The 25,329-nt window shown below is 36.0% G+C and carries 37 protein-coding genes and 1 pseudogene; 14 read left to right on the forward strand and 24 right to left on the reverse strand.

Annotation, left to right across the window (positions count from 1 at the left end):
- Window positions 1–11: 11 nt before the first annotated feature.
- A complete protein-coding gene (accC, locus tag ACU8YW_RS20605; RefSeq protein ID WP_426933851.1) occupies window positions 12–1,364 on the reverse strand; it encodes an acetyl-CoA carboxylase biotin carboxylase subunit in 1,353 nt (450 codons plus the stop codon).
- A gap of 16 nt (window positions 1,365–1,380) precedes the next feature.
- Window positions 1,381–1,869 carry an acetyl-CoA carboxylase biotin carboxyl carrier protein gene (accB, locus tag ACU8YW_RS20610; protein ID WP_000472875.1) on the reverse strand — a complete coding sequence of 163 codons (489 nt, stop codon included), beginning with the start codon at window positions 1,867–1,869 and terminating at the stop codon, window positions 1,381–1,383.
- 470 nt (window positions 1,870–2,339) lie between these two features.
- Here accB and ACU8YW_RS20615 point away from each other — a divergent pair, with 470 nt between their 5' ends.
- Window positions 2,340–2,534, forward strand: coding sequence for a hypothetical protein (locus ACU8YW_RS20615; protein WP_002107729.1), 195 nt, complete (start codon window positions 2,340–2,342; stop codon window positions 2,532–2,534).
- Window positions 2,535–2,620: 86 nt separating this feature from the next.
- On the opposite strand, the gene ACU8YW_RS20620 is transcribed toward ACU8YW_RS20615, so the two are convergent.
- Genes ACU8YW_RS20620 through ACU8YW_RS20660 form a run of 9 tightly spaced genes read right to left on the reverse strand, consistent with a single transcriptional unit; the run spans window position 2,621 to window position 8,130 of the window.
- Window positions 2,621–3,265 (reverse strand): SpoIIIAH-like family protein, encoded by a 645-nt coding sequence (locus tag ACU8YW_RS20620; RefSeq protein WP_098082026.1) that lies wholly within the window; start codon window positions 3,263–3,265, stop codon window positions 2,621–2,623.
- Window positions 3,266–3,280: 15 nt separating this feature from the next.
- Window positions 3,281–3,943, reverse strand: a complete 663-nt coding sequence (gene spoIIIAG / locus ACU8YW_RS20625; protein ID WP_087985167.1) for a stage III sporulation protein AG — start codon at window positions 3,941–3,943, stop codon at window positions 3,281–3,283.
- Window positions 3,933–4,565 carry a stage III sporulation protein AF gene (spoIIIAF, locus tag ACU8YW_RS20630; RefSeq protein WP_001161039.1) on the reverse strand — a complete coding sequence of 211 codons (633 nt, stop codon included), beginning with the start codon at window positions 4,563–4,565 and terminating at the stop codon, window positions 3,933–3,935. The genes spoIIIAG and spoIIIAF overlap by 11 nt, the downstream gene beginning before the upstream one ends.
- 12 nt (window positions 4,566–4,577) lie before the next feature.
- A complete protein-coding gene (spoIIIAE, locus tag ACU8YW_RS20635; RefSeq protein ID WP_000943696.1) occupies window positions 4,578–5,750 on the reverse strand; it encodes a stage III sporulation protein AE in 1,173 nt (390 codons plus the stop codon).
- A 10-nt stretch (window positions 5,751–5,760) separates the two neighbouring features.
- Window positions 5,761–6,144, reverse strand: a complete 384-nt coding sequence (gene spoIIIAD / locus ACU8YW_RS20640) for a stage III sporulation protein AD (RefSeq protein ID WP_079998460.1) — start codon at window positions 6,142–6,144, stop codon at window positions 5,761–5,763.
- Window positions 6,145–6,167: 23 nt separating this feature from the next.
- A complete protein-coding gene (gene spoIIIAC / locus ACU8YW_RS20645; protein ID WP_000020914.1) occupies window positions 6,168–6,371 on the reverse strand; it encodes a stage III sporulation protein AC in 204 nt (67 codons plus the stop codon).
- 14 nt (window positions 6,372–6,385) lie between these two features.
- Window positions 6,386–6,901 carry a stage III sporulation protein SpoIIIAB gene (gene spoIIIAB / locus ACU8YW_RS20650; RefSeq protein ID WP_000238693.1) on the reverse strand — a complete coding sequence of 172 codons (516 nt, stop codon included), beginning with the start codon at window positions 6,899–6,901 and terminating at the stop codon, window positions 6,386–6,388.
- On the reverse strand, window positions 6,895–7,821 hold the full coding sequence (gene spoIIIAA / locus ACU8YW_RS20655; RefSeq protein WP_088064391.1) for a stage III sporulation protein AA: 927 nt from the start codon (window positions 7,819–7,821) through the stop codon (window positions 6,895–6,897). The genes spoIIIAB and spoIIIAA overlap by 7 nt, the downstream gene beginning before the upstream one ends.
- A 27-nt stretch (window positions 7,822–7,848) precedes the next feature.
- Entirely contained in the window at window positions 7,849–8,130 is a 282-nt protein-coding gene (locus ACU8YW_RS20660) for a YqhV family protein (protein ID WP_000816054.1), read from the reverse strand.
- Window positions 8,131–8,310: 180 nt separating this feature from the next.
- Between ACU8YW_RS20660 and ACU8YW_RS20665 the strand changes: the two genes are divergently transcribed.
- Entirely contained in the window at window positions 8,311–8,889 is a 579-nt protein-coding gene (locus ACU8YW_RS20665) for a GNAT family N-acetyltransferase (RefSeq protein ID WP_097889623.1), read from the forward strand.
- The gene (locus ACU8YW_RS20670) at window positions 8,870–9,190 is read left to right on the forward strand and encodes a hypothetical protein (protein WP_097889622.1); all 321 of its coding nucleotides are present in this window, start codon (window positions 8,870–8,872) and stop codon (window positions 9,188–9,190) included. Before ACU8YW_RS20665 ends, ACU8YW_RS20670 begins: the two co-directional genes overlap by 20 nt.
- A gap of 36 nt (window positions 9,191–9,226) precedes the next feature.
- Here ACU8YW_RS20670 and efp read toward each other — a convergent pair whose 3' ends face one another.
- The 4 genes from efp to ACU8YW_RS20690 are packed head-to-tail and all read right to left on the reverse strand — an operon-like array spanning window position 9,227 to window position 11,853.
- A complete protein-coding gene (efp, locus tag ACU8YW_RS20675; RefSeq protein WP_000626521.1) occupies window positions 9,227–9,784 on the reverse strand; it encodes an elongation factor P in 558 nt (185 codons plus the stop codon).
- Window positions 9,785–9,805: 21 nt separating this feature from the next.
- Window positions 9,806–10,867, reverse strand: a complete 1,062-nt coding sequence (gene pepQ / locus ACU8YW_RS20680) for a Xaa-Pro dipeptidase (protein ID WP_048562330.1) — start codon at window positions 10,865–10,867, stop codon at window positions 9,806–9,808.
- A gap of 4 nt (window positions 10,868–10,871) precedes the next feature.
- Window positions 10,872–11,312 carry a type II 3-dehydroquinate dehydratase gene (aroQ, locus tag ACU8YW_RS20685; protein ID WP_000757087.1) on the reverse strand — a complete coding sequence of 147 codons (441 nt, stop codon included), beginning with the start codon at window positions 11,310–11,312 and terminating at the stop codon, window positions 10,872–10,874.
- Between the two features lie 52 nt (window positions 11,313–11,364).
- Entirely contained in the window at window positions 11,365–11,853 is a 489-nt protein-coding gene (locus ACU8YW_RS20690) for a YqhR family membrane protein (protein WP_000076890.1), read from the reverse strand.
- Window positions 11,854–12,097: 244 nt separating this feature from the next.
- Between ACU8YW_RS20690 and ACU8YW_RS20695 the strand changes: the two genes are divergently transcribed.
- Both ACU8YW_RS20695 and ACU8YW_RS20700 read left to right on the forward strand, forming a co-directional pair.
- Entirely contained in the window at window positions 12,098–13,018 is a 921-nt protein-coding gene (locus tag ACU8YW_RS20695) for a DUF1385 domain-containing protein (protein WP_000807116.1), read from the forward strand.
- Window positions 13,019–13,097: 79 nt separating this feature from the next.
- On the forward strand, window positions 13,098–13,499 hold the full coding sequence (locus ACU8YW_RS20700) for an SA1362 family protein (protein WP_001014467.1): 402 nt from the start codon (window positions 13,098–13,100) through the stop codon (window positions 13,497–13,499).
- On the opposite strand, the gene ACU8YW_RS20705 is transcribed toward ACU8YW_RS20700, so the two are convergent.
- The 3 genes from ACU8YW_RS20705 to splB form a co-directional block, all read right to left on the reverse strand.
- Complete coding sequence (locus ACU8YW_RS20705; protein ID WP_048546402.1) at window positions 13,496–14,158, reverse strand: HAD family hydrolase; 663 nt, start codon at window positions 14,156–14,158, stop codon at window positions 13,496–13,498. The genes ACU8YW_RS20700 and ACU8YW_RS20705 overlap by 4 nt on opposite strands.
- A gap of 54 nt (window positions 14,159–14,212) precedes the next feature.
- A complete protein-coding gene (gene mntR / locus ACU8YW_RS20710) occupies window positions 14,213–14,641 on the reverse strand; it encodes a transcriptional regulator MntR (RefSeq protein ID WP_001143070.1) in 429 nt (142 codons plus the stop codon).
- Window positions 14,642–14,785: 144 nt separating this feature from the next.
- Window positions 14,786–15,811, reverse strand: a complete 1,026-nt coding sequence (splB, locus tag ACU8YW_RS20715) for a spore photoproduct lyase (RefSeq protein WP_000802100.1) — start codon at window positions 15,809–15,811, stop codon at window positions 14,786–14,788.
- Between the two features lie 156 nt (window positions 15,812–15,967).
- On the opposite strand from splB, the gene ACU8YW_RS20720 reads away from it, so the two are divergent.
- The 3 genes and pseudogenes from ACU8YW_RS20720 to ACU8YW_RS20730 all read left to right on the forward strand — a co-directional run bounded on the left by ACU8YW_RS20720 (window position 15,968) and on the right by ACU8YW_RS20730 (window position 17,992).
- The gene (locus ACU8YW_RS20720; RefSeq protein WP_000556083.1) at window positions 15,968–16,285 is read left to right on the forward strand and encodes a PadR family transcriptional regulator; all 318 of its coding nucleotides are present in this window, start codon (window positions 15,968–15,970) and stop codon (window positions 16,283–16,285) included.
- A gap of 5 nt (window positions 16,286–16,290) precedes the next feature.
- Window positions 16,291–16,952: pseudogene (locus ACU8YW_RS20725) on the forward strand (DUF1129 domain-containing protein).
- 200 nt (window positions 16,953–17,152) lie between these two features.
- A complete protein-coding gene (locus ACU8YW_RS20730; protein WP_000111931.1) occupies window positions 17,153–17,992 on the forward strand; it encodes a hypothetical protein in 840 nt (279 codons plus the stop codon).
- Between the two features lie 28 nt (window positions 17,993–18,020).
- On the opposite strand, the gene lipM is transcribed toward ACU8YW_RS20730, so the two are convergent.
- Window positions 18,021–18,857, reverse strand: a complete 837-nt coding sequence (gene lipM / locus ACU8YW_RS20735) for an octanoyltransferase LipM (RefSeq protein WP_000514071.1) — start codon at window positions 18,855–18,857, stop codon at window positions 18,021–18,023.
- 170 nt (window positions 18,858–19,027) lie between these two features.
- Between lipM and ACU8YW_RS20740 the strand changes: the two genes are divergently transcribed.
- Window positions 19,028–19,411, forward strand: a complete 384-nt coding sequence (locus tag ACU8YW_RS20740; protein WP_000108656.1) for a rhodanese-like domain-containing protein — start codon at window positions 19,028–19,030, stop codon at window positions 19,409–19,411.
- Between the two features lie 39 nt (window positions 19,412–19,450).
- Here the strand turns inward: ACU8YW_RS20740 and ACU8YW_RS20745 are convergent, their stop codons facing one another.
- Complete coding sequence (locus ACU8YW_RS20745) at window positions 19,451–19,987, reverse strand: DNA polymerase III subunit delta (RefSeq protein WP_141555585.1); 537 nt, start codon at window positions 19,985–19,987, stop codon at window positions 19,451–19,453.
- 314 nt (window positions 19,988–20,301) lie between these two features.
- On the opposite strand from ACU8YW_RS20745, the gene ACU8YW_RS20750 reads away from it, so the two are divergent.
- From ACU8YW_RS20750 to ACU8YW_RS20770, 5 genes are all read left to right on the forward strand, one after another.
- Window positions 20,302–21,279: a LacI family DNA-binding transcriptional regulator gene (locus ACU8YW_RS20750; RefSeq protein WP_426933852.1), complete on the forward strand. Its 978-nt coding sequence runs from the start codon at window positions 20,302–20,304 to the stop codon at window positions 21,277–21,279.
- A 98-nt stretch (window positions 21,280–21,377) separates the two neighbouring features.
- Window positions 21,378–21,959 carry a TetR/AcrR family transcriptional regulator gene (locus ACU8YW_RS20755; protein ID WP_141474868.1) on the forward strand — a complete coding sequence of 194 codons (582 nt, stop codon included), beginning with the start codon at window positions 21,378–21,380 and terminating at the stop codon, window positions 21,957–21,959.
- 71 nt (window positions 21,960–22,030) lie between these two features.
- Window positions 22,031–22,363 carry a DMT family transporter gene (locus tag ACU8YW_RS20760; protein ID WP_000312344.1) on the forward strand — a complete coding sequence of 111 codons (333 nt, stop codon included), beginning with the start codon at window positions 22,031–22,033 and terminating at the stop codon, window positions 22,361–22,363.
- Between the two features lies 1 nt (window position 22,364).
- Complete coding sequence (locus tag ACU8YW_RS20765; protein ID WP_000312623.1) at window positions 22,365–22,679, forward strand: DMT family transporter; 315 nt, start codon at window positions 22,365–22,367, stop codon at window positions 22,677–22,679.
- 15 nt (window positions 22,680–22,694) lie between these two features.
- Window positions 22,695–22,952, forward strand: a complete 258-nt coding sequence (locus ACU8YW_RS20770; protein ID WP_087985176.1) for a DUF3975 family protein — start codon at window positions 22,695–22,697, stop codon at window positions 22,950–22,952.
- Window positions 22,953–22,968: 16 nt separating this feature from the next.
- Here ACU8YW_RS20770 and ACU8YW_RS20775 read toward each other — a convergent pair whose 3' ends face one another.
- The 4 genes from ACU8YW_RS20775 to ACU8YW_RS20790 all read right to left on the reverse strand — a co-directional run bounded on the left by ACU8YW_RS20775 (window position 22,969) and on the right by ACU8YW_RS20790 (window position 25,327).
- A complete protein-coding gene (locus tag ACU8YW_RS20775) occupies window positions 22,969–23,154 on the reverse strand; it encodes a hypothetical protein (protein WP_141542702.1) in 186 nt (61 codons plus the stop codon).
- A gap of 249 nt (window positions 23,155–23,403) precedes the next feature.
- On the reverse strand, window positions 23,404–24,027 hold the full coding sequence (locus ACU8YW_RS20780) for an ABC-2 transporter permease (RefSeq protein WP_033662759.1): 624 nt from the start codon (window positions 24,025–24,027) through the stop codon (window positions 23,404–23,406).
- Window positions 24,011–24,634 carry an ABC-2 transporter permease gene (locus tag ACU8YW_RS20785; protein WP_426933853.1) on the reverse strand — a complete coding sequence of 208 codons (624 nt, stop codon included), beginning with the start codon at window positions 24,632–24,634 and terminating at the stop codon, window positions 24,011–24,013. The genes ACU8YW_RS20780 and ACU8YW_RS20785 overlap by 17 nt, the downstream gene beginning before the upstream one ends.
- Before the next feature lie 60 nt (window positions 24,635–24,694).
- Window positions 24,695–25,327 (reverse strand): ABC-2 transporter permease, encoded by a 633-nt coding sequence (locus ACU8YW_RS20790; RefSeq protein WP_088064399.1) that lies wholly within the window; start codon window positions 25,325–25,327, stop codon window positions 24,695–24,697.
- Window positions 25,328–25,329: the final 2 nt, after the last annotated feature.

Genomic DNA, 25,329 nt, shown 5'->3' on the forward strand with positions numbered 1-25,329 from the left:
CCTTTAATGTATCACTGCGTCACAAGTTCATGCTCTTCCAAAAACTTCGTATTAAACTCACCTTTTACAAAATCAGGATGATCTAGCAATTGCAAATGGAACGGGATTGTTGTATGTACGCCTTCAATGACAAACTCACTGAGTGCACGCTTCATTTTTGCAATTGCCTCTTCACGTGTTTTTCCGTGAACAATTAATTTAGCAACCATCGAATCATAGAAAGGTGGGATTGAATATCCCGGATATACAGCTGAATCGACGCGAATACCAAATCCGCCTGGTGGCAAGTACATTTCTACTTTACCTGGGGATGGCATAAATTTTTTGACAGGGTTTTCCGCATTAATTCGGCATTCAATTGCCCAACCATTAAATTGTACTTCTTCTTGCTGTAACGATAACTTTTCTCCAGAAGCAACACGAATTTGTTCTTTAATTAAATCCATCCCTGTTACCATTTCAGTAACTGGATGCTCAACTTGAATTCTCGTATTCATCTCCATGAAATAAAAGCTTTTCGTTCTATATTCATAAATAAACTCAACCGTACCAGCACCTGTATAATCAACCGCTACCGCCGCTTTAACTGCCGCATCACCCATCTGCTTGCGAACATTTTCATCAAGTGCAGGTGATGGACTTTCTTCTAGTAGTTTTTGCAAGCGGCGCTGAATTGTACAATCACGCTCTCCTAAATGAATGGCATTTCCATGTGTATCTGCCATTATTTGAATCTCAACATGGCGGAAATCTTCAACGTACTTTTCTAAGTATACACCAGGGTTCCCAAAAGCGGTACTAGCTTCTTGCTGTGTAATTTGAATTCCTTTTACAAGCTCTTCTTCATGGCGTGCAACACGAATACCTTTTCCGCCGCCACCTGCAGTTGCTTTAATAATAACTGGATATCCAATTTGATTAGCAAGCTCGATCGCTTCTTCGGTATTTTTAATAATCCCTTGTGAACCTGGTACAATCGGAACCCCTGCTTCTTTCATTGTATCACGAGCAACGTCTTTTGTGCCCATCTTTGAAATAGCTTCTGGACTTGGACCGATAAAAATCAAGTTACATTCACGGCATAGCTCTGCAAAATCTGCATTCTCTGCTAAAAATCCGTATCCTGGATGAATAGCATCGCAGCCTGTTAACTTCGCAACACTAATAATGTTCGTCAAATTTAAATAGCTTTCTTTCGAAATCGTTGGTCCTACACAATACGCCTCATCAGCAATTTGTACGTGAAGTGACTCTTTATCTGCTTCTGAATAAATTGCGACTGTTTCAATATCCATTTCTTTACAAGCACGAATAATTCGTACAGCAATTTCCCCACGATTGGCTATTAATACTTTTTTTATCATCACAAAGACTCCCTTATTACGCTTTTACAAGAAATAGCGGTTGTCCATACTCAACAAGCTGTCCATTATTAACAAGAATCTCAACAATTTCCCCATCTACATCTGCATCGATTTCATTAAATAACTTCATAGCCTCAACAATGCATACGATAGAATCTTTTGATACTCTGTCTCCTACACTTACATATGCAGGTGTATCAGGCGAAGATGAAGAATAGAATGTACCTACCATCGGTGATGTAATTTTATGTAGGTTTTCATTTTGAACCACTTTTTGCTCTTCTTGTTTTGGTACTTCCACTTGTGCTGCCGCTACTGTTGTTTCAACTTCAACAGGTGCTACTGGTTGCACGACTTGTTTTGCTACAGGTGCTTGCACCGCAACAACTTCATTACCACGCTTTTTCATTTTGATTGTCGTACCATCTTTTTTGTATTCAAATTCATCAATATTAGAGCTATCAATTAATTTAATTAATTCACGAACTTCTTGAATTTTAAACATGTAAAATCCACTCCCATACTCTTGTTTGTCCCGTTTTTACAGATTATCGTCACTAAAACTAGATTGACTGTAAAAATACGATGTACTCTATTAGAAAATGCATTTCATTTACTAATAGAAATAATTGCTATTTCCATCTTACGATAAATTTTTTAAACATTCCAATTTATATTTCTTTATAATAAATCGAAACTCCTGTAAAAATATTATTCCAATAAAAATTTATTACCTAGTAATAATACCAAGTTTCACACAAAATTGGCAAGACCACTTCTAAAAAAACATTCCTTACTTTTTTCACAATGCTACACAATAAACAAATCATTACCGCTCCACTCTTCACCTCATCTATAGTCAACAACATATTTTTACCAAATATTATTTTTTTGTTTACACACCGTTCATCATTCCTTCATATAAGAATAGTATGTTCAAAGTGTAGAAAATATATCGTATCGAGGTGTGGACATATGATATGGCTCATTCTCTTCTTACCTGCCGTAATGGTCTGGGCATTCGTTCTCTTCATCCACGTCAAATCCGGAAAAAGTAATCATCATTACCATGAACCGCTAATCTTTTACTCACAGCGTATTTCTCCGTTCCGAGTTGAACATAATAAAAACAACTACAAAGACGAAACAGAAAAAAGCTATCGAAAATGATAGCTTTTTTTCTATAACTATTTTCAAACAATCCGATTCGTAAAAACTAATAATCCGCGAGGGATTCCCCCGCGGATTATTAGTTTTTATTTTGTTGGTGGATCAAATTTCACACCTACATCTTTTGATCCGCCTTCACTTCTTACAAGCTGTATAATTTTATTCGCTTCTTTTTGTGAATGCTTTGCTGCTTTCACAGTTACTTTAATGTCAGTTCCATCAGCTCTTACAAGGGCATCTTTATATCCTCCTTGAGACTTAATCACTGTCTCAAGTAATTCTTGCTTCGTTTCCATTGTAGTAATTGCATCAAAATTATCTTTCGCTTTACTCTTTTCTGTTGCTGAAGATTTTGCTGAATTCATCACTTCTTGTAATCTTGATTTTTGTTCACTTAGCTGATCTTCCATTTGCATACGTAACGCTGTGAAATTTTCATCACTTGATTGAACTGTTACGTTAGCATCTTTTTTACTTGTTTCTTTGTTAGCATTCTCTTTTTTGTCTGTTTCTTTATTTGATGTTTCCTTGCTTGTATTTTCTTTTTTTGGCGTTTCTTTAGGTGCTTCATTTGTTACTGCTTTGTCAGTACCTTGTTTTTCTTGTCCAATCTTTTCACCTGTTGCTGGCGATGCTGTATTCATTTTGTCAGGAGTTGTTACGTAATAAACAGATAGTACAACAACTAAACTTAACATCGTTAATAGCCAAACCGTTTGTTTTTTTAACACTTTATTTCCTCCCTATCAATTTTTCGGTGAAACTGAAACGCGATGGGCTGGTACATCTAGCAGCCGTATGACAGCTTCTTTTACCATCGCTTTAACTTGTATATTATCCACTCCCTTTGCTACGACAAGAACACCTCGCACTTTCGGTTTCTCTGTTCGTAAAACAACGGGAGTTTCTTTATCCCCTTCACGTATAATGACGGTCTTTTCATCAAGGGACTCATCTTCTACTTTCCTCTGACCGCCTGTTTTATCTGTTTCACCTGTTGTTTGTGAACGTTTCACTGTATTTTTTTCTAATATTTTTTCTTCAGATGAATCTAAATTTACTTTAATCGTTACATTTTTTACTCCCGCTATTTCTTCTAAAGCTGCTTTTAATTCTTGTTCATACGCTTTTTCATACTTTTCTACATTTGACATACTATCATTATTTTTTTGTCCAAAAGTTGGTACGTCTTTTTCTTGGTTTTGCGTTTTTTGTTCTTTAAATACAGGTACTTCTTCTTTTTTACTTGAAAAAAGACTACTAGAAAACATAAGCAAAATCCCAAGTATGAGTAGGACAAGTAAAAACTTAGGTGTTATCTTTTTTCCCTTCTCATTGCTTTCTTTTTCATCCCCATTCAATAAGTTTCGAAAAAATGAGAACTTCGAATTTTTATCTTTATTGTCCATTTACTCTACCTGTCCTCCCTTCCATTTGAACTTGGATTTGTTTATTCTCTAGTTGCCATCTGCTTGAAAAGAAATCTTTCATTTCCACATTCGTTTCTTCTACCTTTTTCGGAGGTTCCTTCGTGTTAATTTCAACTGGTTTTACTGTTTCGATTGCATCATTTTTACTACGTTCTTTTTCTTTCAACGTCACAACAACAGTTTGAATATCTTTTGCTGACTTTACTTCCGCTGTACTTTCCGCTGCGACTATTTGTATTTCAGAGACTGTCATACCATACTTTTTCTCGAATTCTTTTCCTACTTCTTTTTTCATTTTGGTAGCCATCTCTTCTAAACTATATGCACGTGTTAGAGCTTGTATTTCTTTTTTCTTCGAATCTATTGAATTTTTTACAGATCCTTCTGCTACGTACTTCTCTTCATTAAAATTTGCGATTACTTCATTCACATCTGTTTGCAGTAGTTTAAAAAGAGGCGTTAAGATTAAAACAACTAATAATAGACTTACAACGAATTTAACGTACTTTTGCAAATTTGAATTTGGAAGAATAAGATGAAGCATTGTCGCTAAGAGTAAAAAAACGATAATATTTCTAATCCACTCTGTAACAAATTGCATACCCTTCACCTCCTACCGCATCATAAGTGTAATGTTCCCCGCAGCAATAATAATTGTGATACTTAAAAAGAACATAAATGATACGATAGCTAAGCAAGCAAATACATAAATGATGCTTCGCCCGATAATATCTAAACATTGAATAATTGCTCCGCTGCCAACTGGCTGTAATACTGCTGCTGCGAATTTATAAATAAACGCGATACAAAAAATTTGAATCGCTGGAAAAGCAACAATTAAGCATAGAATGACGAGCCCGATAATTCCGACTGTGTTTTTTAATAATCCCGATGCACTAATAACAGTATCCGCCGCCTCTGTAAACATTCTTCCTACTACGGGAATAAAGTTCCCTGTTACAAATTTAGCAGTTTTCACAGCTATTCCATCAGCAACAGCTGTCGCTGTTCCTTGTACAGATAATACCCCTAAAAAAATCGTTAAAAAAATACCGATAATCCCAACGCTAACATTTTGCAGAAGCTTGGACAATTTCGTAACTTTATATTGATCACTCATCGTACTTACAATACTTAATATCGTTGCAAGTAATAAAAGTGGTAGAACGATATAATTCATCAAAAGCCCGCTCGTGTTCATTAAAAAGATGATAATCGGATGAAAAAACGATACAGATACAACACCACCTCCAGTTGCTATGAGTGCAAGCAAGATTGGCAATAGCGCTAATATGAAATCTACCATTGTTTGTATCGTTTCTCTTGCATATGTCATGACGACATAAAAACTATTTAAAGCGAAAATAATAAGTACCATATATACAACTGCATCCGCAATTTTACTTACACTACTCTTTGAAAATGCAGATTGCAGTGATTGCAACAATGCACTAAAAATTGTAAGCATAATGAGCGTTCCCAGCAGCTTCCCATTTGCAACAAGCTCGTGAAATAAATACTTTAATAAACCTAGCATCCACTCTTTTATAGAAATTTCTTTTTCTCCCTTTACAAACTCCATAAAACTACCTTTTTGACTCTCTGGTAAATAACCTCCATATTTTGTAACAAGCCCGTCCCAAAATTGCTTCACATCTTCAATTCCGAGCTTATCCAATTGTTGATCAACGACGTTTGTTTCTACAGGAGAAGCTTGTACAACAACCGGTAAAGAAAAGAAAAGGAAGCAAGCAAATAGCAGCTTAGCTCCAAACCCCCTCAACATTCACTCCCCCTTATCCCGTCGGTAAAAATCCGAGAATAGTTTCAATGACAACCGTCAAAATAGGAATCGCCATTACTAAAATTAAGATTTTTCCAGCTAATTCAATTTTCGAAGCGATTGCCCCCTGCCCTGCATCTTTTGTAATTTGTGCTCCAAACTCAGCAATATAAGCAATTCCAATAATTTTTAGCAACGTTTCTACATATACGTTGCTAACTTTTGCTTCACTCGCTACTCTCTCAATCATTTGTAAAATAGAGTGAATTTGATCAATTAAAAGAAGAAACATCACGCTACCTACGAACACAATAAATAACGACGTAATGCTAGATTTATGCTGATTCAATACAGCTGCTAAAAACGTAGCAACGAGGCCTAATCCGACAATTTGTATAATTTCGATTCGAACCGCCTCCTTTACTGGAAGAGAAAGACACTCTTAATCTTGTCGAATAGCGTATTAATTAAAAATGCCACATGAAATAAAATAACGACAAAACCGACAAGGATAACCCAATTTGCAATATCCTCTCGCTTTAATTCTTTTAGTACGGTATGAATAAAAGCTAAAACAATGCCGATTCCGGCGATTTGAAATATTAATCCAACATCAATGGACATCGCCTTTCTCCCTCCTATAGCAGTAAAATTACGATAAGTAGACCCGCTAGTACCCCTAAGCTCTTGATCATTTTTTCGTATTGCAGTTGTAATGCTTTCGCTTCCTCTTCTTCTCTCTCTAAATGTGTAATACATAAGCGAATATGTTTTTGTTGTGATTCTCGATCATGTTGTCCGAGCGTTTCGCCAAATTGCTGCAAAATTTCGTACTCAGTTTGTTGAAATGCTGTTAGCTTCCAATTTTCTTTCAAACTATCTATCCAAGCTTCTCTTACTGTTTGTTCTCCGCCTTCTAGCCTTCTAGCAAAACTTTGAAATATCCAATTTAACGGCTTAGGCATTTGTTTCACTAATCGCTCGGCAGCTTCAGACAAAGGTGTGTGCCCATACATAATTTCTGCCTCTAATGATTGAAGTGCCGCTTTTAATAATCTAAGTTGCCTTGGTCTCTCACTGTATCTTTTAGCGTATGAAAATCCGAAAAAGGTGCTGACCGCAACGATTAACACTGCACCAAATATTTTCACCATACGCCCTCAGCCTTTCTATGAGGTAATACCGATTTTCCATATTTATCTTTTACTTGCATAACTGTTCCTGGCCCTCTTGCTTTTGATAGCTCCACAAACCTATCAAATATACCGAGCTCCAGCACCGCTTTTAGTGATGGACGTTTCACAACATCATCATAAGAAAATCCATGTGCGCTTATAAAAAGCTGAACCCCAGCATGCACCGCCTCCATAATTGCTTCACTATCTTCTTTACGTCCAATTTCATCTACAATCAAAACATCTGGACTCATAGAACGAATCATCATCATCATTCCTTCAGCTTTTGGACATGCGTCTAACACATCTACTCGTGTGCCGAAGTCATATTGCGGAATACCTTTCACGCAGCCTGCAATTTCTGACCGCTCATCAACAATCCCCACTTTACAAGAAGGAATTTTCGAAGCACTTACACCTTGACTCATGCAACGTGCTACATCTCTTAAAAGTGTTGTTTTCCCCGTTTGCGGTGGGCCAATTACCATCGTGTTTAACCATCGTGATTCATACAAATACGGCAAAAGTGGTTCAGCAATTCCTATTTTTTGACGAGCGATACGAATATTAAAGGAAGAGACATCTCGAATCATTTTCACTGCGCTTTTTTCTGTAATGACTTTTCCAGCTAAGCCGATTCTATGTCCTCCTCGAAGTGTCACATACCCACGTTTTAATTCCTCTTCCATCGTATAAATTGAGAATTGACTTAACTTATTCAATAAGTAAATGGCATCCTCTGCTGTAACGATATAGTCATAAAAAAACACTTCGCCATGAGCAATACACTCTAGCGGTCTTCCAATTCGAACACGAATTTCCTCTAGAGCATCGTATTGCTTACAACTTTCCACTAGCTGCTTCATCGTTTTCGGTAAAACTTCTAATACTTCTTTCATCAGCTTCTCCCCACTATACTCGACTTACTATTTCAACAACGCGATAAAAATGCAGCCAATTCCAAGCGCTAGAAAAAAGAGTTTCAAGAAAGAAATCTCACTTGCCACACTCGCTATGCCTATTGTCATTGTTAAAATTAATACGGTCGGTCCAACAAACGCCAACATACCATTTATAAACAATGCTTTCTTCGCATCATTCACATAAAGCATAAGCAAAGCGGCGAATATTTCCGCGCTACCTGAAAACAACCGAAGTAACCCCATTACAAGCACGGATGTTTCCATTGCCGCTAGCCACTGTTTCATTCTCCCACCTTCTCCCATAACGGTTACTATTGCTACATTCCAAAAAAGAATATATTTGTACAACCATATGCAGGGGTTGTCTATTTCAGAATTAAAAACATAACTTTTCTCTAACACTTTTATTAAATCTGAATATTCCTATTATTTTATGGTATATTTAATTTAAAAGGGGTATAGACGATGCAACACGTTACTTTAGTACCACTCGATTTACGCTATGCAAATGTGATTTTCAAGCTATCAAGTGATCCACACATAAAAAATGCATTAGGAATAAAAGTAGAAAAGATCGAAGACACGAAAGCATTTCTTCTTTTCGCAATAGAAGAAGAGCGCCAAAAGAGGTCTTTATCGAGAATGATTGTAAATGAAGAAAACGAAATAATTGGTCTCACCACACTTAAACATATTAATTATGAGAAGAAACAATCTCACATTGGTAGTTGGCTCGGCTATCCATACTGGGGAAAAGGATATAATGAGGCTGCTAAAAAAGAAATCTTTAAAATTGCTTTTTTGGACTTACAACTTTCCTACGTATTTGCTGGAGCTAAAACGAATAATGTCCGCTCGTTAAAAGCACAAGAAAAACTGCCTTATATTTCATTGCATGTGGAAGATAGATTCCCTGGTGAACATTCTGCCTTAGAGAATGAAGTAAAATCTTCTTGTGTACTACATGTCGTGTCACGTGAAAAATTTCTAAATTGGCTAGACCTACAAAAGGAGAAGGAAAAATATGAAGGTAGTAAAAATTAGTTTAACAGTCGTAGTAGAATTAGCTCTTATTTATCTTTTTTCAAAATTGGTCGGTTGGTCATTTATGGAGACCTTTTTCCTTGGTAGTTTAGCGATATTTGCAATTATGTGGTTAATTATTATGAATACTCATAGAAACAACATTACGGATCACGCAATAAGTAAAACACTGACTGGCGTTGAGACTGGCGAAATAAAACCATTTCAAATTGTTTTCACTCCATATATGGCGGGTACTCTTTCACTTATTTTAGTTAGTTTTATTATCACTGCTATTTACTATCTACCCTATTTCCTATAAAAAAAAGCACTCGTGATGATCACGAGTGCTTTTCTACTATGCACGAGAAACGTATTTACCTTCACCAGTGTTGATGATAAGCATTTCGCCTTCGTTAATGAAGATTGGTACTTGTACAACAAGACCAGTTTCTAATGTAGCTGGTTTTGTTACGTTAGAAGCTGTATCGCCTTTAATACCAGGCTCTGTTTCTGACACTTTTAATTCAACTGTGTTCGGAAGTTCAACACCAAGTACTTCATCTTGGTATGTCATAATAGATACTTCCATGTTTTCTTTTAGGAATTTAAGTTCGCGCTCGATTTGGTTTTCACCAAGTTCGATTTGCTCGTAAGTTCCGTTATCCATAAATACGTGAGACTCACCGCTCGCGTATAAGTATTGCATACGACGGTTTTCGATGTGTGCTTTTTCTACTTTTTCACCTGCACGGAATGTTTTCTCTTGAACAGATCCTGTGCGAAGGTTACGTAGTTTAGAGCGAACGAATGCAGCACCTTTACCTGGCTTTACGTGTTGGAAATCCATTACTTGCCAAAGGGCATTGTCCACTGAAATTGTTAAACCTGTACGAAAATCGTTTACTGAAATCATGTAAAAAAATCCTCCTGTATATTACAAAATAATAAGTTCTTTTGGTGATTTCGTAATTACTTCATTACCTTCACTTGTTACAATGATATCATCTTCAATACGTACGCCGCCAATACCTGGAATATAAATACCTGGTTCTACTGTTACAGCCATTCCTGGTTCAAGTACTGTATCAGAACGGAACGCTAAACCTGGTGCTTCATGGATTTCAAGACCAATTCCATGACCAGTAGAGTGTCCAAAGTATTCACCATATCCTTTTTCCGTTATGTAATCGCGCGTTAACGCATCCGCTTCACGGCCTGTTAAACCAGCTTTAATACCGTTCACACCACGTAATTGTGCTTCTAAAACGATATTATAAATTTCTTTCAATTTATCAGATGGTTCACCAACTGCAATCGTACGAGTAATATCAGAACAATATCCTTTGTAATAAGCGCCGAAGTCTAATGTAACGAAATCTCCTGTTTCTATCACTTTTTCAGATGCCACGCCGTGCGGTAATGCCGAACGAAGACCTGAAGCAACGATAATATCAAACGAAGAAGATGTTGCTCCTTGTTTTCTCATGAAAAATTCAAGTTCATTTGACACTTCAATTTCAGATACTCCCGGGCGAATGAATGATAGAATATGTTCAAAGGCAGCATCTGCAATCTGTGCAGCTTCCTTTAATATCTTAATCTCTGAATCAGTCTTTATCAAGCGTAACTTTTCTACAAGCCCAGAAGTTGGGATAAATTCAGCATCGATTACTTCTTTATGCGCTGAATAAGAACTATATGTAAGAGTATCTTGCTCAAAGCCAAGCTTTTGAATTCCCAGTTCCTTCACTTGCTTTGCAACTTCATCAATGATTAATCCTGCATGCTGTACAATCTCATATCCAACCGCTTGTTTACTAGCCTGCTCTACATAACGGAAATCTGTAATAAATTGAGCACGATTTTTCGAAATCAGTACAACACCAGCTGTTCCTGTGAAGTTAGCCATATATCTACGACTATGTTCATTTGTTAACAAAATACCGTCAATACCAGCCTCATCAAATGCACTTCTTACTCTTTCGATTTTCTCCATTACTTTATGCCTCCCTCAATTTCTCCATTAATGCAAATAACGCTAACTTATAGCCATAAAAACCAAATCCAACAATTTGTCCCGCACAAACAGCTGCCGTCACAGATTCGTGACGGAACGACTCACGCTGGTGAATGTTAGAAATATGTACTTCAATAACAGGAATCGAAATGCTCGCAATTGCATCTCGAATCGCATAGCTATAATGCGTAAATGCTCCAGGATTTAAAATGATCCCTTCATATATATCTTCCGCCTCATGAATACGATCGATAATCGCACCTTCATGATTCGATTGGAAACATTCTAACTCCACTCCCATTGTTTCTGCTTCTTGCTTCATATCTGCTTCAAGTGTCGCTAGCGTGCCCTTTCCATATACATTTACCTCCCTGACACCGAGGCGATTTAGGTTAGGACCGTTTACGAGGAGTACCTTTTTCATATGTTTAAAACTCCTTAATATTAAATATCTATACAACATTTTAACATAGGAGTCACTTATTTGAATAGTTTGTCTTCTCTTCCCCTTCTCGCTCAGCTTTATTGGTATTTACTGCGTAGGAAACAGAGTATGCTATAAACACACCATACAATATAAAAATACATATCGTCGTCACAATTGTTTCTTTCGGTAAATGGAGTGCACTTTTAATGGCAGGCGCTATTAATCCCATTCCGAAAAATAGTAACGCCCACCAAAATAGCCCATAAATCATCCCTGGAATAATTCCTTCAAACTTTGCCAAAAACGCTTTATACAAAAAGGCAATTAAAATCGAAAGTAGTCCCATACAAACAATTCCTGACACATTGCCCCATACCCCTTCTTTCCAGCTTCCAAAGGCAAATGGTAAAAGTAAATAGTTCGGTCCTGCTTCCGTAAATGAAAATATATGAAGGAAATACCATATCCCCCCCCAAAAGATTCCACCAAATAAACCAATTTGTACAAAATTCCTTGTTCCTAATTGTTCTTGACTCACATCGACACCTCCGCTCAATAGTATGCCCGAAACTATTTTGAACCATGTTTAAATACTGCGAAATTTGTCTATAAAAAGAATAAGAAATGTCCGACTCTCGTAACGTTTTTCCTTGTCATATACTTGTATTTGTCGATAAAATAAAGGAAACTCGGTGATTGTCTTATTTCAAAATGACAGAACCCAGTATGACAATTGCCTCTTTTTCTACATAAGAGAGAAACAAATACAGGTTGGTGTTAACATGGCAGAAGAGTCAAAACAAATATATGGCGGGCAAGCAGTCATAGAAGGAGTTATGTTTGGCGGTAGAGAATATACTGTTACAGCGGTTCGTCGTAAAGACAAATCGATTGAATTTTATCGATTACCACGCGTTCGTAATAAAGCATTATCTATCCTGAAAAAAATTCCATTTTTACGAGGGATTGCCGCTATTGTGGATGCAAGTGCGAATGGAGCAAAACATTTAAACTTTGCTTCAGAACGATTTGATGTCCACCCAGAAGAAGACGAACAAATTGCAAATAACAAAGAAGAACAATCGAAATTAACGATGGTATTAGGAGTTGCAGCAGTTGGCGTTTTATCTTTCATATTCGGTAAAGTCATTTTCACAGCAGTTCCTGCACTACTAGCTGAATTAACGAGACCGATTTTCCCTTCTCATACAGGGCAAATCATTGTCGAAAGTGTCATTAAGCTCATGCTATTATTGAGCTATATATACTTTATTTCTTTAACCCCACTTATTAAGCGGGTATTTCAGTACCATGGTGCGGAGCATAAAGTAATTAATGCCTATGAGAATAATCTTCCAATGACTGTAGAAAATGTTCAAAAACAAACTCGCCTTCATTATCGCTGTGGCAGTAGCTTTATTATATTTACAGTCATTATTGGAATGTTTGTTTATTTCCTTGTCCCTACAGATCCACTTTGGGCCAGAGTCGTAAACCGAATTTTATTAATTCCAGTCGTTCTCGGCATTTCTTTTGAAGTGTTACAATTTACAAATCGATTACGCGATATTCCAGTATTACGCATACTTGGATATCCCGGATTATGGCTGCAACTATTAACAACGAAAGAACCAACAGATGATCAAGTGGAAGTAGCCATTGCATCGTTTGAAGAATTATTACGTTTAGAAAACAAACAATAATTATTTAAAATTGGTGTTCAACTCCTTTCCTCATCGTTAATATACTAATTTTAATATATGTTTTTAGGAGGTGTCCCTTATGAACGGTCGTTCGTTTACATTCGCTATAGTTATGCTTATTATCGGATTAGCAATATTCGGCCTTGTCTCATCTGTCATTACAAATCCAATGGGTGTATTAAGAAATATTGGGTACATGTTACTTGTTGTCGGTATCTTTTATTTGCTATACAAGATGTTTACAAATTCTAGTGGTTCTGCAAATTCGCAAAGCTCTTATAAGCGTGCAGCGAAACAATCGAACCGCAAACATGGGAAACAAAATGTAGCACCCCTAAGCAATTCTTTCTTGAAATCAAACGCTTCTAATGACAAAGGTAAGAAAGGCGCTCCTTCCACTTTGAAGCGAAAAAGAAAACAATCTCATTTAACTGTCATTGAAGGTAAAAAAAACAAAAAGAAAGACCGTGCTTCCTTTTAGGAAATACGGTCTTTTTTTATATTTTGTAGTACTTCTTTCAAACTTTTATCTTTCATACTTTCAATTCGAAGATGATGATTTTCAAATGGTAAATTCCGTGTCACATCATTAGGTACAACAACGCACTTTAATCCTGCTGCAATCGCTGCTTTTAATCCGTTTAACGAGTCTTCAAATACAACAGCTTCAGACGGATCAATCCCTAAATCTTCTATCGCAATTCGATAAAGTGCTGGATCCGGTTTTACCTTCTCAACATCTTCTCTTGTTTTAATGACTTCAAAATAATCTCGAATTTGTAGCTCTTCCAAAAAAGAAGTAACCCATTCTCTAGATGAACTGGAAGCTAATGCGATTTTCAATCCCATTTCTTTCGCTTCCTCTAAATATTCTTTTACCCCGTCACGAGCTTCTGGTATTTTCATTTTCTCTTTATGTAAAGTTTTCACTTTTTCTTTTAATGCATCCTTGTTAAACTTCTCTTTTAATTGCTCATTTAAATATGCATATAGTACATCATCTGTCGTTCCAATACATTTTGCAAATTCCTCTAAAGGTAACTCCCCACCGTACTCACGAACGGCGTCTCTGAAAGAGTGAAACCATATTGTTTCTGTGTCCACAATTAATCCATCAAAATCAAAAATAATTGCTTTCATAATTTCCCCATCCTTTTCGGTTGAAATAAAAAAGGAAACGACATACGTTCCCCCTTAATTACTTTTCTCTTCATTTGCTTTTTGAACGCCACGAAGTGTTTCCACTCGAATCTCATCTTGTTCAAAATATTGCACTAGATCACCAATGCGGTCAATTGCTTCCCAACTTAAATGATGTTCAATTCCTTCTACATCATTGTAAATTTTACTTTCATCCAAACCGATAATACGCATAAATTGCTCTAGCAAGTCATGACGGTATACGAGACGCTCTCCGATTTTTTTACCTTTTGATGTTAATACAAGCCCTCTATATTTTTCATAAATTAGATATTCATCTTTGTCTAATTTTTGCACCATTTTTGTTACAGAGGATGGATGTACACTCAGCGCTTCAGCAATATCAGATACGCGGGCATAACCCTTTTCATCAATCAACAAATAAATTTGTTCAATATAATCTTCCATACTAGGGGTAGGCATCGGTTTCCTCCATCCAATTTCATTTTGCTCATTCCGTACGAAGCAATCAATAAAATGATACACCAGAAAGAATAACGTGACAAGTTGAAAACAAGCCTAAATATTTAAAAGAAAAAAGAACTTGCATTCCAATACAAGTTCTTTTCATGTAAAATATTGAATTTCTGCGTTAGGAAAAAAGTGATGAATATATCCTCTAATCGTTTCTTCTAATACTTCTGCATCATCTTTTTTATATACGTATTTCCCGATGCCATATCGTCCCCATTTATATTTGCGCTTCTCTTCATCCATTTCAAGCTTCGTATTCGGATAACGCTCTTGAATGACCTTTTTTGCTGGTTTTGTAAAGCGATGTTGAATTAATTCAAATGTTAAATTCGGTATCGACAAATCTTTTAGCGCATTGTACAGTCGCTCAAATAGTTCACGGTATCCTTCTTCCCATCCTTCATGCATATAAAGTGGCGCAACTATAAACCCAAGTGGATAACCCGCGCCCGCTACTTTACGAGCTGCTTCAATTCGTTCTTCAAAAGGTGATGTCCCCGGCTCAAAATTTTTGATTACATACCGTGAATTAATACTAAATCGAAAACGAGTTTTCCCGTTATGTTTTGCATCTAATAAATGATCAACGTGCGAATATTTCGTAACGAAACGTAAACGCCCATGCTCACTTTCTCCAATGAATTCAATCGCCCGCTTTAATGCATGTGTTAAATGATCAATTCCAACAATATCTGATGTACAAGCCGCTTCAAACCTTGTTATTTCTGGTGCTCTTTCATCCATATACTGCTTTGCCTTCTCAAATATTTCATCAAGATTGACATACACGCGAACGTAAGGCTTACTCCCAAGTGTTGTTTGCAAATAGCAATAATGACAATGTCCCATACACCCCGTTGCGAGCGGGATTGCATATTCAGCTGACGGTTTTGACGTATCAAACTTTAATGTTTTCCTCACCCCAACGACAAGTGTTGCCTTTGCATTACGATACTTTTGCAAGTCATTTTCACCTGGCAAATTTCTAATTTGATTATGGGATGTCGTTTCACGAATTTCTAATCCCATCTTCGTAAACTTCTCATACAGCTCTTTTCCAAGCGGATATTCGAGTGCCTTCGGTTCAAAGTAAACGAGTTTTGGCATAAATGGTTTCATATACTTCCCTCCTCTCGTTAGTATGGGAAACGATGAAAAATTAACACTCATTAAAGTTTTCCACTTCAGTAACTTGCGTTGCAAGTTACTGAATGTTATAATTTGGATAACAGCTACCTTGCAACGCAAGTTACCTGAGTAAAAGGTGGTGAAATCATGCACAGCCAAATGTTAAAAGGTGTGCTCGAAGGTTGCATCCTATACATCATTTCACAAGAAGAAGTGTACGGATATGAACTGAGTACAAAATTAAATAAACACGGATTTACATTCGTAAGCGAAGGAAGCATATATCCGTTATTGTTACGTATGCAAAAAGAAAAATTGATTGAAGGAACATTAAAAGCCTCCTCACTCGGTCCAAAACGTAAATATTATCACGTAACCGATAAAGGATTAGAACAGCTTGAAGAATTTAAACAAAGCTGGGGAATGGTTTCAACAACGGTGAACAATTTATTACAGGGAGAGTGATGAGGATGAATGCGCAAGACATGATTAAATTGAACAACAAAAAACGCGAACTTCTAACACCTGAAAATGAAGTTGTTTATAGCGATATGTTAGTTTATCTAACGTGCCAGAACAACAAGTAGAAGAACTATTACTAGAAATATTAGACCATCTCATCGAAGCACAAACAGAAAATAAAAATGCTTATGACATTTTTGGTGATGACTTACAATCTTATTGTGATGAACTCATATCGGCTTTGCCGGTTCAAACAATGTCAGAAAAAACTTCTTTAATCGGCTTTGTTATTAGCTTACTTCTCGCTATACAGTTTGGAATGGACACCATTGCTTCTCTTTTCATTTTCTTTTTTGAAAAGAACACCGAAATAATAAGTCCACCTTTTAGTATCCTTGGAACTACTTTGTCGGTTTCAATAATTATACTAGGTATACTATTCATTTTATATTTATTAAAGCGGTACTCCTTTGATCAGAAAATGAATTGGAAAAGAAGAATTCTATCTGGATTCGCATTTGCTATCCCATTTTGTTCCGCTATATTCTTAAATATTTATTTTAAAAAACAACCTTATCTCATTTATCATCTAACCTTTTGGCAAAACGCCTTAATCGCTATCTTATTTTTTGTTTTATATAAATTACTATATAAAAAATCAAATTTTTAACAGCCTTTCAAAAGGCTGTTTTTCTTCTGTCTAATTTTACAAATTGAAAAATTTCATAAAGAAAATAAGAAAAATGCAAAATAATTAAAGTTAATTGTTGACGTGATGCTTTTATTATCGGTATCATAAATCTTCGTGAGCAATTATTTTTCGTTATACGATTTTTTTATTATTACTGAATTTTTGAGAGGAGAAATTAAATGTCAGTTAAGAAGAAAACGCAAGTACGCACCGGCAAAATGGTACGTGAACTAATGTTAGCAGACGAAGATGTAAATGCTTCGCTAATTATGGTATATAGTGAAAACGGTGTAAACGCAGAAATTAAAATCGAGGGCTTAACGCCGAAATGTAACGAAGAATTATTTTTGAGCGGAAACGTGGATTGGAACAAGAGTGTTATTTATAAAATTGTTGATTTCACTGGGAACGCTGAGGTTGGTAAAGTTACATTAACAGCGATGAACAAAAATAATGTTTCTCTAGAAGTTGAACGCGTTATGTGGAGCAAAGAAAATAAAGAAGCTGCTGAGCAAGAAGAAACTGTTGTAGAAGCTACTCCGAAAAAAGAAGTAGTTGTAGAAGCTCCAAAAGCAGTTACACCTGCTCCAAAACCTGTTACGCGAGTAGAAACACCTGCAGCATCTAAACCTACTCCGGTACCGACACCGAAGCCAGTAAGTGTAGAAGCAGCTGTGGAATTATCTACTCCAGCACCTGTGAAAAAAGCAGCACCAACTCCAGTTACAAAGCAAGAGACAGCACCGGTCGCTCCTGCAAAACCGAAGCAACCTGCTTTGACTGAAACAAATACAAAACTACAAGAAAATTATGTGAAACTTGTGAAAAAGACAATTGAAGTTTGTCAAGATTACGAGCTTGGCATCGACATAGATGATTCTATTGAAAGCTTAAAAAAAGAACTACAAAGCCAAGGTATTAGCGTTACATTTGACAAAGAAATTATGGACGTTGTAAATCGCCTTCGTTCTTTACAAGATAAAGGAATCAAAGTAGAAAAAGTACTTAATTTACTATAAAATAATAAGAGGTGGCAATTGCCACCTCTTATTTTTTATAATTCCATTCCTTACTCTCATACTTCTCTTTTGCTAATGTTTGCACTTCATGTAACTGTTCTTCTGTTAATTCATACGGAACAAGCTCTACATCTAATCCTTTTTCAAACCCAACCTCAAACGCTTTAATTAACTGTTCAATTGTAAACGTACGGTCTGTTAATTCATTAATTGCTACCGCTTTAGAAGAGAACATACTCTTCATACGCTCTTTTACACGTTCATTCGGGAATAAAAACAGATCGTATAATTCATCTAAATCTATTTCTAACGGAATCGATCCGTGCTGTAAAATCACACCTTTTTGACGTGTTTGAGCACTACCTGCGATTTTTCTTCCCTCTACTACAATTTCATACCAAGATGGTGCATCAAAGCATACTCCTGAACGTGGATTTTTTAAATTTTCACGGTCTGCTTCTGTTTTTGGAACTGCATAATATGCTTCTAATCCTAATGCCTTAAAACCGTCTAATAAACCTTGCGAAATAATACGATACGCTTCTGTAACTGTTTTTGGCATATTTGGATGATCTTCAGACACAATAACACTGTACGTTAATTCTTTATCATGTAGTACACCCCTGCCGCCTGTTTGACGACGAACGAATCCATATTTCTTTTCGTTAACTACATCCATATTAATATCTTTTTCAACACGCTGGAAATACCCAACTGTTAATGTTGGTACTTCCCATTCATAAAAACGAATGGTTGGTGGCATTTTCTTTTCACTTTGCCAATTTAATAAACATTCATCTAACGCCATATTAAATGCCGGTGAACATTGACCAGAGTTAATATAACACCATTTTTCTTTTCCCATCCTGCACCTCATATAACCAATTATTTTTCACATTCTCTAGTCTACCAAATTCGACAAAATTTGTGAAAGAATACGAAATTTCTTCTTATATGCAAATGAATCTGTTGCATAAATACATACGGGCATTATAATATTGAAAGTAGGATAAGAAAAAAGGGAGCGATAGAACCGTGTCAACAACTTGGATTATTTTATTAGCCGTAATCGTAGCGTTCATCGGCTACACTGTATGGATGTATTTCTATCAGAGAAAATTAATTAAAACACTTTCAGAAGAAGAGTTTCGCGCTGGCTACCGTAAAGCACAGCTTATCGATATTCGCGAAGCAGACGAATATACTGCAGGACATATTTTAGGCGCACGTAACATTCCGTTATCACAAATTCGCCTTCGTCATAAAGAACTTCGCAAAGATCAACCAGTTTACTTATACTGCCAAAGCGGATTCCGTACTGGTCGTGCAGCTCAATACTTAAAAAAACAAGGCTACAAAGATTTCTACCAATTACAAGGTGGATTCAAAACGTGGACTGGAAAAATTAAAAAGAAATAATAACATACAAAAACTAGCTGAATCATTCAGCTAGTTTTTTCATTCCATATTATTCGCAATGTATAATAAATTTTGCTTAATCACATCTTTATCATTCTCTTGTGCATTACGATACAAAATCTGATATTCAAGTCCTTTCTCTTTCCAGATAAGCGTGGCAAATTCGTCCCCTCGCTCAGAATCATCCTTATTTTTAAAATAAGCGAGTGCTCCATTATTCAATTTCATTTGTTCTTGAACTCGCTTCTCTTCCACGAGATTTGGAAAACTATAAGGAAAGTTCGCAACATTTAACTCAATATATTCATGTCTACCTGGCTCCTGCTGTTTATATTTAATCATGACAACAGCCTTCTTTTTTCCAATCGTTCTGACTTCCCCCTTCACATCACTCGTAATGTCATACGGTAAAAACGCTGGCACTTTAAATTTCACTGGAAAATATTTTGGAAGCTCCTTCAGCGGAATTGGATCCGTAACACGATCCATAGTTCCTCCTGTTGTTCCCACAAAGTGTTTTTCTTCTTGCATCGTTTGCTGAAACGAACATGAACTTAGTACGAAACTAGAAAACACGAAACAAATGATTCTTTTTTTCAATTTGTTTCCGCCCTTTCATACCGCCCTCTTAACGAACGAAGCGTTTATATGCTCTTCATATTCGCTTCGCTACCAAACTCCACCTTTGAAAACTTTCCACGTTATTCTCACACATTTTGACAAAACTATTTTGCAAACAAAAAGACCCCTATCATTCTTACGCCCAAGTGAAAAGGTTACGCGAATAAAAAGAAGCCTTATTCATACCATAGTTTGTGAAAAGCTTTTCAGGTCAAGATTTTTTCATTCTTATTATTTTCCCCTTATAATAAGGGAGAGAGGTGATACATATGGCCAATATAAAACAAATTGCAAAAACCGCTGGTGTATCCATATCAACTGTTTCCCGCGTCCTTAATAATCACCCTTACGTAAAAAAAGAAAAACGTAAGCGTGTTCTAGATGCTGTTGAAGAATTGAACTATGCAAAAAATATAAATGCTATTCATTTAATAAAGGGAAAAACATATACAATCGGGGTTATGCTCCCTTTCATTAATCTTCCATACTTCAGTACAATTATTGAAGGAATCGGAAACGAAGCGTTAACAGCTGGATATCACATTAATTTATGTCAAACAAATTACGATAGCCTCGAAGAGATTCGTGTTCTTGAAATGATGAAAATGAAACAATTCGACGGAATGATTATTTGCTCTCGAACGAGTTCTTGGGAACAAATTGAACCTTTCGCAAAATTTGCCCCTATTATTTCATGTGAAAAGATAAAGCATCCCCTCATTTCATCCGTCTACGTAGATCACTATGAAGGCTTCCGTCTCGGCACTGCCTATTTACTCAGTAAAGGCCATGAAAAAATCGGAATCTGTTTAGCAAGAAAAACGAGTGCAAATTCTATGGAGCGCGAAAAAGCATTTGCTGATACGCTGCATAACGAAGGTAAAACGGTACATCCAGATTGGATTTTTCATCAATGCTATACGATGCAGGATGGTGCAAAAATACTTCATCGCATTTTAAACATGAAAAATCGCCCAACCGCTATTTTTACAGCGAACGATCAAGTTGCAGCTGGTTTATTAACAGAGGCGCGAAAACATGGCATTCGGGTCCCTGAAGAACTTGCTATCCTTGGATTTGATAATCATGAAATTTCAAAGGCGTTAGAAATTTCCACAATTGAACACCCCGGTCTCGCAATGGGCTCACATGCTTTTTCTTTATTCCATAAACAAATCCAAAGCGAGCAAATTGCCGGGAAGGCAGAAGAGCTTTCATTCCATTTAATTGAGCGAGATACTGTCTAAAAAAAGAGCGTTACCTGTAGCGCTCTTTTTCAGCTCTTCACCTATTGACTTTATATTTTCCATCTCATATAATGAACCTAACGAACGGTAGGTAGGGGATGAAAATGACAGCAAACCGCATTAAAGCTGTAGCACTTTCTCATTTCGCACGCTACGGCTACGAAGGAACTTCATTGGCAAATATTGCTCAAGAAGTTGGGATTAAAAAACCATCGATTTACGCACACTTTAAAGGAAAAGAAGAGCTATATTTTATATGTTTAGAATCTGCTCTTCAAAAAGATTTACAGAGCTTCACAGACGATATCGAAAAATTTTCAAATTCGTCTACTGAAGAATTGCTCTTACAGTTACTAAAGGGCTACGCAAAACGATTTGGTGAAAGTGAAGAATCAATGTTTTGGTTACGAACTTCTTATTTTCCGCCTGATGCATTCCGCGTACAAATTATCAAAAAAGCGAATGCACACATTGAAAACGTCGGAAAACTTTTATTCCCTATATTTAAACAGGCAAACGAGCAAAGTGAACTGCATAACATTGAAGTAAAAGACGCTCTAGAAGCTTTTCTATGCTTACTGGACGGACTTATGGTGGAACTACTATTCGCAGGTTTAAATCGCTTTGAGACTCGTTTAAACGCCTCTTGGCAAGTATTTTGGCGAGGTCTTTCAAACTGACGGATTGCTCCTTTGCAATGCGTCGTTTTTAAGCCCTTTACCTAACGACTGGTAGGAAGGAGAAATGACATATGGCATGGATTTATGTAATCATAGCTGGTATTATTGAAATCTTTTGGGTTATTGGACTTAAAAAAGCGGAGGCACCACTTGAATGGGCTGGTGTTGCGTTATTAATTACAATTAGTTTCGTCTTATTATTTAGAGCTTATAAAGATTTACCTGTCGGCACTGTATATGCAGTCTTTACAGGAATTGGAGCTGGTGGGATCGTTCTTACAGAGATTTTCGTCTTCGGAGAACCTTTCTCTATTGTAAAAGTTTTATTAATCGGTTTAATCTTCTTCGGAGTAATTGGGCTAAAACGAGTAACAGAAGAAAAAGAAGCGAAGGAGGCCGCATAAAATGGCTTGGGTATTTTTAATTCTAGCTGGTATTTGTGAAATTATTGGTGTACTCTTTATGAAAGTAGCCACTGAAAAGAAAGGCTGGGCACCAAAAGTTATTTTAATCGCTAACTTCGGCGTAAGTTTCTTCTTCTTATCCCTTGCGATGAACACGTTACCGATGGGAACTGCTTACGCGATTTGGACTGGAATCGGAACTGCGGGAAGTGCACTTCTAGGTATTCTTATTTTCCGCGAATCAGCGGATTGGCGTCGTCTTGCCTTCTTAAGTTGCATTCTATGCGGCGCTGTTGGCTTAAAACTATTAAGCTAACGTGAGGTGAATGTCATGTGGAAAGAAAAAGGAAAACAAATGTTAGCATGGATTACACTCGGGAGTGTCATTCTATTGCAAATCAGTTTTCATATAATAGAATGGTTGTTTCATAAAATAGTATCCATTCTTACCTTCCTTCCTAGCATGGCACTTGAAATTGCATCTATTGCTTGGTCAGTTATTGCCTCCATTGCAATCGTCATTATATGGAGTATCGCCAAACTATGGAATAAATTATTTAAAAAGGACAGTACTTCTGAAAAAGAGTAACTGTCCTTTTTTACATTCATTCAGACTTTCTGTAGAAGTTTGATGTGATAAGACAAAGAAGACCAACTATGACAATACTTATACCAATTCCTTTATGTAAATTAGGAATTGGTGATGGTATATCTGAATAGAAATTTGCTAATATGAGACCGATTGAAAATAAAAGTACCCCTATTCTATATAACCATTTTCTTTTGTTCATCATTCTCCCCCTAACATTTTTCATACACTCCTTTCTTTTGGACATACTACCTAAAAAAGGAGTGGATAATATGCAAAATTCTATACATAAGCAGATCCTATTTTTATTTTTCTTCTTTCTCATTCTCGTTATCATTTTCAGCTTTATATTACATACTCCAAAAGATGTTGTACCGAATAGCCTCTCTGTTTATAAACTTTTACTTTCATATTGTCGTTATTGAAGAAGGTGCCTTATATAAGGCACCTTTTAAAATTCTCTTTTCTCATACAATTTGACTGAAACGAAGATAGATATTATGAACATGCATATTGAACTAACGAATAACATGCTGTTATATAGTTGAATTTGTTCTAGGTTGATTCCAAAGAAAATAGAGGAAACAGCCATAGGTGCTATCAATATAAAAATCGCAATAAAAATAGTTTTTTTATACGCTAACCAAAACGATATTGGTAAAACAAAACTTAAATACATTAAAATAAAGCTAATACTAGCAACCATTGTCGTTTCAATAAATTCAAATAGGTTAACCCCACTCTTCATTCCCATCGTGAAACAACCGACCGTTGCGCTTATAAAAAGAATAATCATTGCTACTATATATTTTGCATACACAATTTGTTTTCTCCATATTGGTAAGCTATTTACTATAACTTCACTCTCATTTTTACTATCTGCTTCAAATGTTTTTACTGTTGCCCCAATTGTAAAAATTACTGACATAATTATGAACAGATTTTTCGTATCTGTTAAGGCCATATAAAAGAAAACAGGATACAGTATGTACCAAATTAAAAATTTCCATTGAATGATGAAATCTTTTAAAATTAGTTGTTTCAATGCTATTCCCCCCTCACAGATCACGCTCATTATAAAAATGAATTGAGAAAAACATGGACATAACATATAAAAGAAGCAGCCCTGCTATAAAACAAATATTTACGACTAAACTCGTGTTCCAAGCATTTTCTACATCTAACCAGACGTTACTTACAATCACTCCACTTAATCCACCAACTATAATTCCCATAAAATAAGCAGCCTGTTTCGAACTGCTATATTCTACCGAAAATTCAATTGGAAGTACGATCGTGCTATAAACCAATCCTCCCGTTATTCCGCCAACAATCGCTCCCCACAGCATAAATCCATTTATATGTTCATTTTGCAACTGAATTAGACCAACTAAAAGTGAGAAAACCACACCTAAAAAAACTAAAATGCTTACAAATATGTATTTTGCTACGACAATGTCTTTACGATCAAACGGTAAACTATTTAATATTTTTTCACTCTTACTTCTAGCCTCATAACTCGTCGACCATATTGTTCCAAGGATAGGTATAGATATGCTAAGCTTCAAAAGAAGATTTTCGCTACCAAAATCAACAATTGTAAGGAAAAACAAACATATAAAACTAATAAATCCCAACTTTCTTTGCAACATCATATCTTTTAAAACTAGTTGCTTAATCATGTATTACACCTCACTAAACCAATTCCTTAACATCACTTATTAATTTTTATATAAGAAGGATTAAAGCTCTTTCTTTTTAAAACTCACAATAGCTACAAACATTGAAGCTAAATAACTTACACAAGCGCCTATACTTAAAATACTTATGACTAATAGCACATCGGAAGTTCGAAAAATTATTAGCATAAGCCTTTCATCCGTAAATATATTGCACATAAATCCTAGTAAGCCTATTATAGGAAAAAGCATAACTAATCCCAACATAGTAACCATTCGCTTATCCTCACTATATTTTATGGGAAGGATCATAACAGCATACAGAATAGAAAAGAAAATAGCTATAAATGCTGCATACCAAGGAATATTTATATTTTCTTTTAATACAAATACAGGTAGTACAAAGAAAACGAATGTAATGATTAAGCTGAATGCCATAAATAATAGTGTCGATATGTATTTCGCAATGACAAGATCTTTCCTAGTAAAAGGTAGACTTACTAACACTTTTTCCGTACTATTTTTCTCCTCATTTGATAAAGAGATTGAAATCATCAAAAGACATATAGCAAAACAAACATATGCTAATTGAAATGGTTCTATAGTGTTTTGGAATGCTCCGTATATTGGTAAGATTAAATAGATAAGAAACATTTTTCTTTGTAAGAAAAACTCTTTCAAAATTAACTGTTGCATAC

It is taken from the genome of Bacillus pretiosus, assembly GCF_052947655.1.

Coding starts and splice junctions, on each gene's coding strand:
- ACU8YW_RS20750 (WP_426933852.1), top strand. CDS start 20,302: ATGGCCAATATAAAACAAATTGCAAAAACCGCTGGTGTATCCATATCA.
- ACU8YW_RS20730 (WP_000111931.1), top strand. CDS start 17,153: ATGTCAGTTAAGAAGAAAACGCAAGTACGCACCGGCAAAATGGTACGT.
- spoIIIAB (WP_000238693.1), bottom strand. CDS start 6,901: ATGGTGAAAATATTTGGTGCAGTGTTAATCGTTGCGGTCAGCACCTTT.
- ACU8YW_RS20705 (WP_048546402.1), bottom strand. CDS start 14,158: ATGAAAGCAATTATTTTTGATTTTGATGGATTAATTGTGGACACAGAA.
- ACU8YW_RS20780 (WP_033662759.1), bottom strand. CDS start 24,027: ATGAGCGTGATCTGTGAGGGGGGAATAGCATTGAAACAACTAATTTTA.
- accB (WP_000472875.1), bottom strand. CDS start 1,869: ATGTTTAAAATTCAAGAAGTTCGTGAATTAATTAAATTAATTGATAGC.
- efp (WP_000626521.1), bottom strand. CDS start 9,784: ATGATTTCAGTAAACGATTTTCGTACAGGTTTAACAATTTCAGTGGAC.
- ACU8YW_RS20720 (WP_000556083.1), top strand. CDS start 15,968: ATGCACAGCCAAATGTTAAAAGGTGTGCTCGAAGGTTGCATCCTATAC.
- ACU8YW_RS20770 (WP_087985176.1), top strand. CDS start 22,695: ATGTGGAAAGAAAAAGGAAAACAAATGTTAGCATGGATTACACTCGGG.
- ACU8YW_RS20785 (WP_426933853.1), bottom strand. CDS start 24,634: ATGATTAAGCAACTAGTTTTAAAAGATATGATGTTGCAAAGAAAGTTG.
- ACU8YW_RS20755 (WP_141474868.1), top strand. CDS start 21,378: ATGAAAATGACAGCAAACCGCATTAAAGCTGTAGCACTTTCTCATTTC.
- splB (WP_000802100.1), bottom strand. CDS start 15,811: ATGAAACCATTTATGCCAAAACTCGTTTACTTTGAACCGAAGGCACTC.
- ACU8YW_RS20700 (WP_001014467.1), top strand. CDS start 13,098: ATGAACGGTCGTTCGTTTACATTCGCTATAGTTATGCTTATTATCGGA.
- spoIIIAF (WP_001161039.1), bottom strand. CDS start 4,565: ATGCAATTTGTTACAGAGTGGATTAGAAATATTATCGTTTTTTTACTC.
- ACU8YW_RS20775 (WP_141542702.1), bottom strand. CDS start 23,154: ATGAACAAAAGAAAATGGTTATATAGAATAGGGGTACTTTTATTTTCA.
- spoIIIAG (WP_087985167.1), bottom strand. CDS start 3,943: ATGGACAATAAAGATAAAAATTCGAAGTTCTCATTTTTTCGAAACTTA.
- accC (WP_426933851.1), bottom strand. CDS start 1,364: ATGATAAAAAAAGTATTAATAGCCAATCGTGGGGAAATTGCTGTACGA.
- ACU8YW_RS20765 (WP_000312623.1), top strand. CDS start 22,365: ATGGCTTGGGTATTTTTAATTCTAGCTGGTATTTGTGAAATTATTGGT.
- ACU8YW_RS20670 (WP_097889622.1), top strand. CDS start 8,870: ATGAAGGTAGTAAAAATTAGTTTAACAGTCGTAGTAGAATTAGCTCTT.
- aroQ (WP_000757087.1), bottom strand. CDS start 11,312: ATGAAAAAGGTACTCCTCGTAAACGGTCCTAACCTAAATCGCCTCGGT.
- pepQ (WP_048562330.1), bottom strand. CDS start 10,867: ATGGAGAAAATCGAAAGAGTAAGAAGTGCATTTGATGAGGCTGGTATT.
- spoIIIAC (WP_000020914.1), bottom strand. CDS start 6,371: ATGTCCATTGATGTTGGATTAATATTTCAAATCGCCGGAATCGGCATT.
- ACU8YW_RS20665 (WP_097889623.1), top strand. CDS start 8,311: ATGCAACACGTTACTTTAGTACCACTCGATTTACGCTATGCAAATGTG.
- spoIIIAE (WP_000943696.1), bottom strand. CDS start 5,750: ATGTTGAGGGGGTTTGGAGCTAAGCTGCTATTTGCTTGCTTCCTTTTC.
- mntR (WP_001143070.1), bottom strand. CDS start 14,641: ATGCCTACCCCTAGTATGGAAGATTATATTGAACAAATTTATTTGTTG.
- spoIIIAA (WP_088064391.1), bottom strand. CDS start 7,821: ATGAAAGAAGTATTAGAAGTTTTACCGAAAACGATGAAGCAGCTAGTG.
- lipM (WP_000514071.1), bottom strand. CDS start 18,857: ATGGGAAAAGAAAAATGGTGTTATATTAACTCTGGTCAATGTTCACCG.
- ACU8YW_RS20695 (WP_000807116.1), top strand. CDS start 12,098: ATGGCAGAAGAGTCAAAACAAATATATGGCGGGCAAGCAGTCATAGAA.
- ACU8YW_RS20660 (WP_000816054.1), bottom strand. CDS start 8,130: ATGAAACAGTGGCTAGCGGCAATGGAAACATCCGTGCTTGTAATGGGG.
- ACU8YW_RS20790 (WP_088064399.1), bottom strand. CDS start 25,327: ATGCAACAGTTAATTTTGAAAGAGTTTTTCTTACAAAGAAAAATGTTT.
- ACU8YW_RS20615 (WP_002107729.1), top strand. CDS start 2,340: ATGATATGGCTCATTCTCTTCTTACCTGCCGTAATGGTCTGGGCATTC.
- ACU8YW_RS20760 (WP_000312344.1), top strand. CDS start 22,031: ATGGCATGGATTTATGTAATCATAGCTGGTATTATTGAAATCTTTTGG.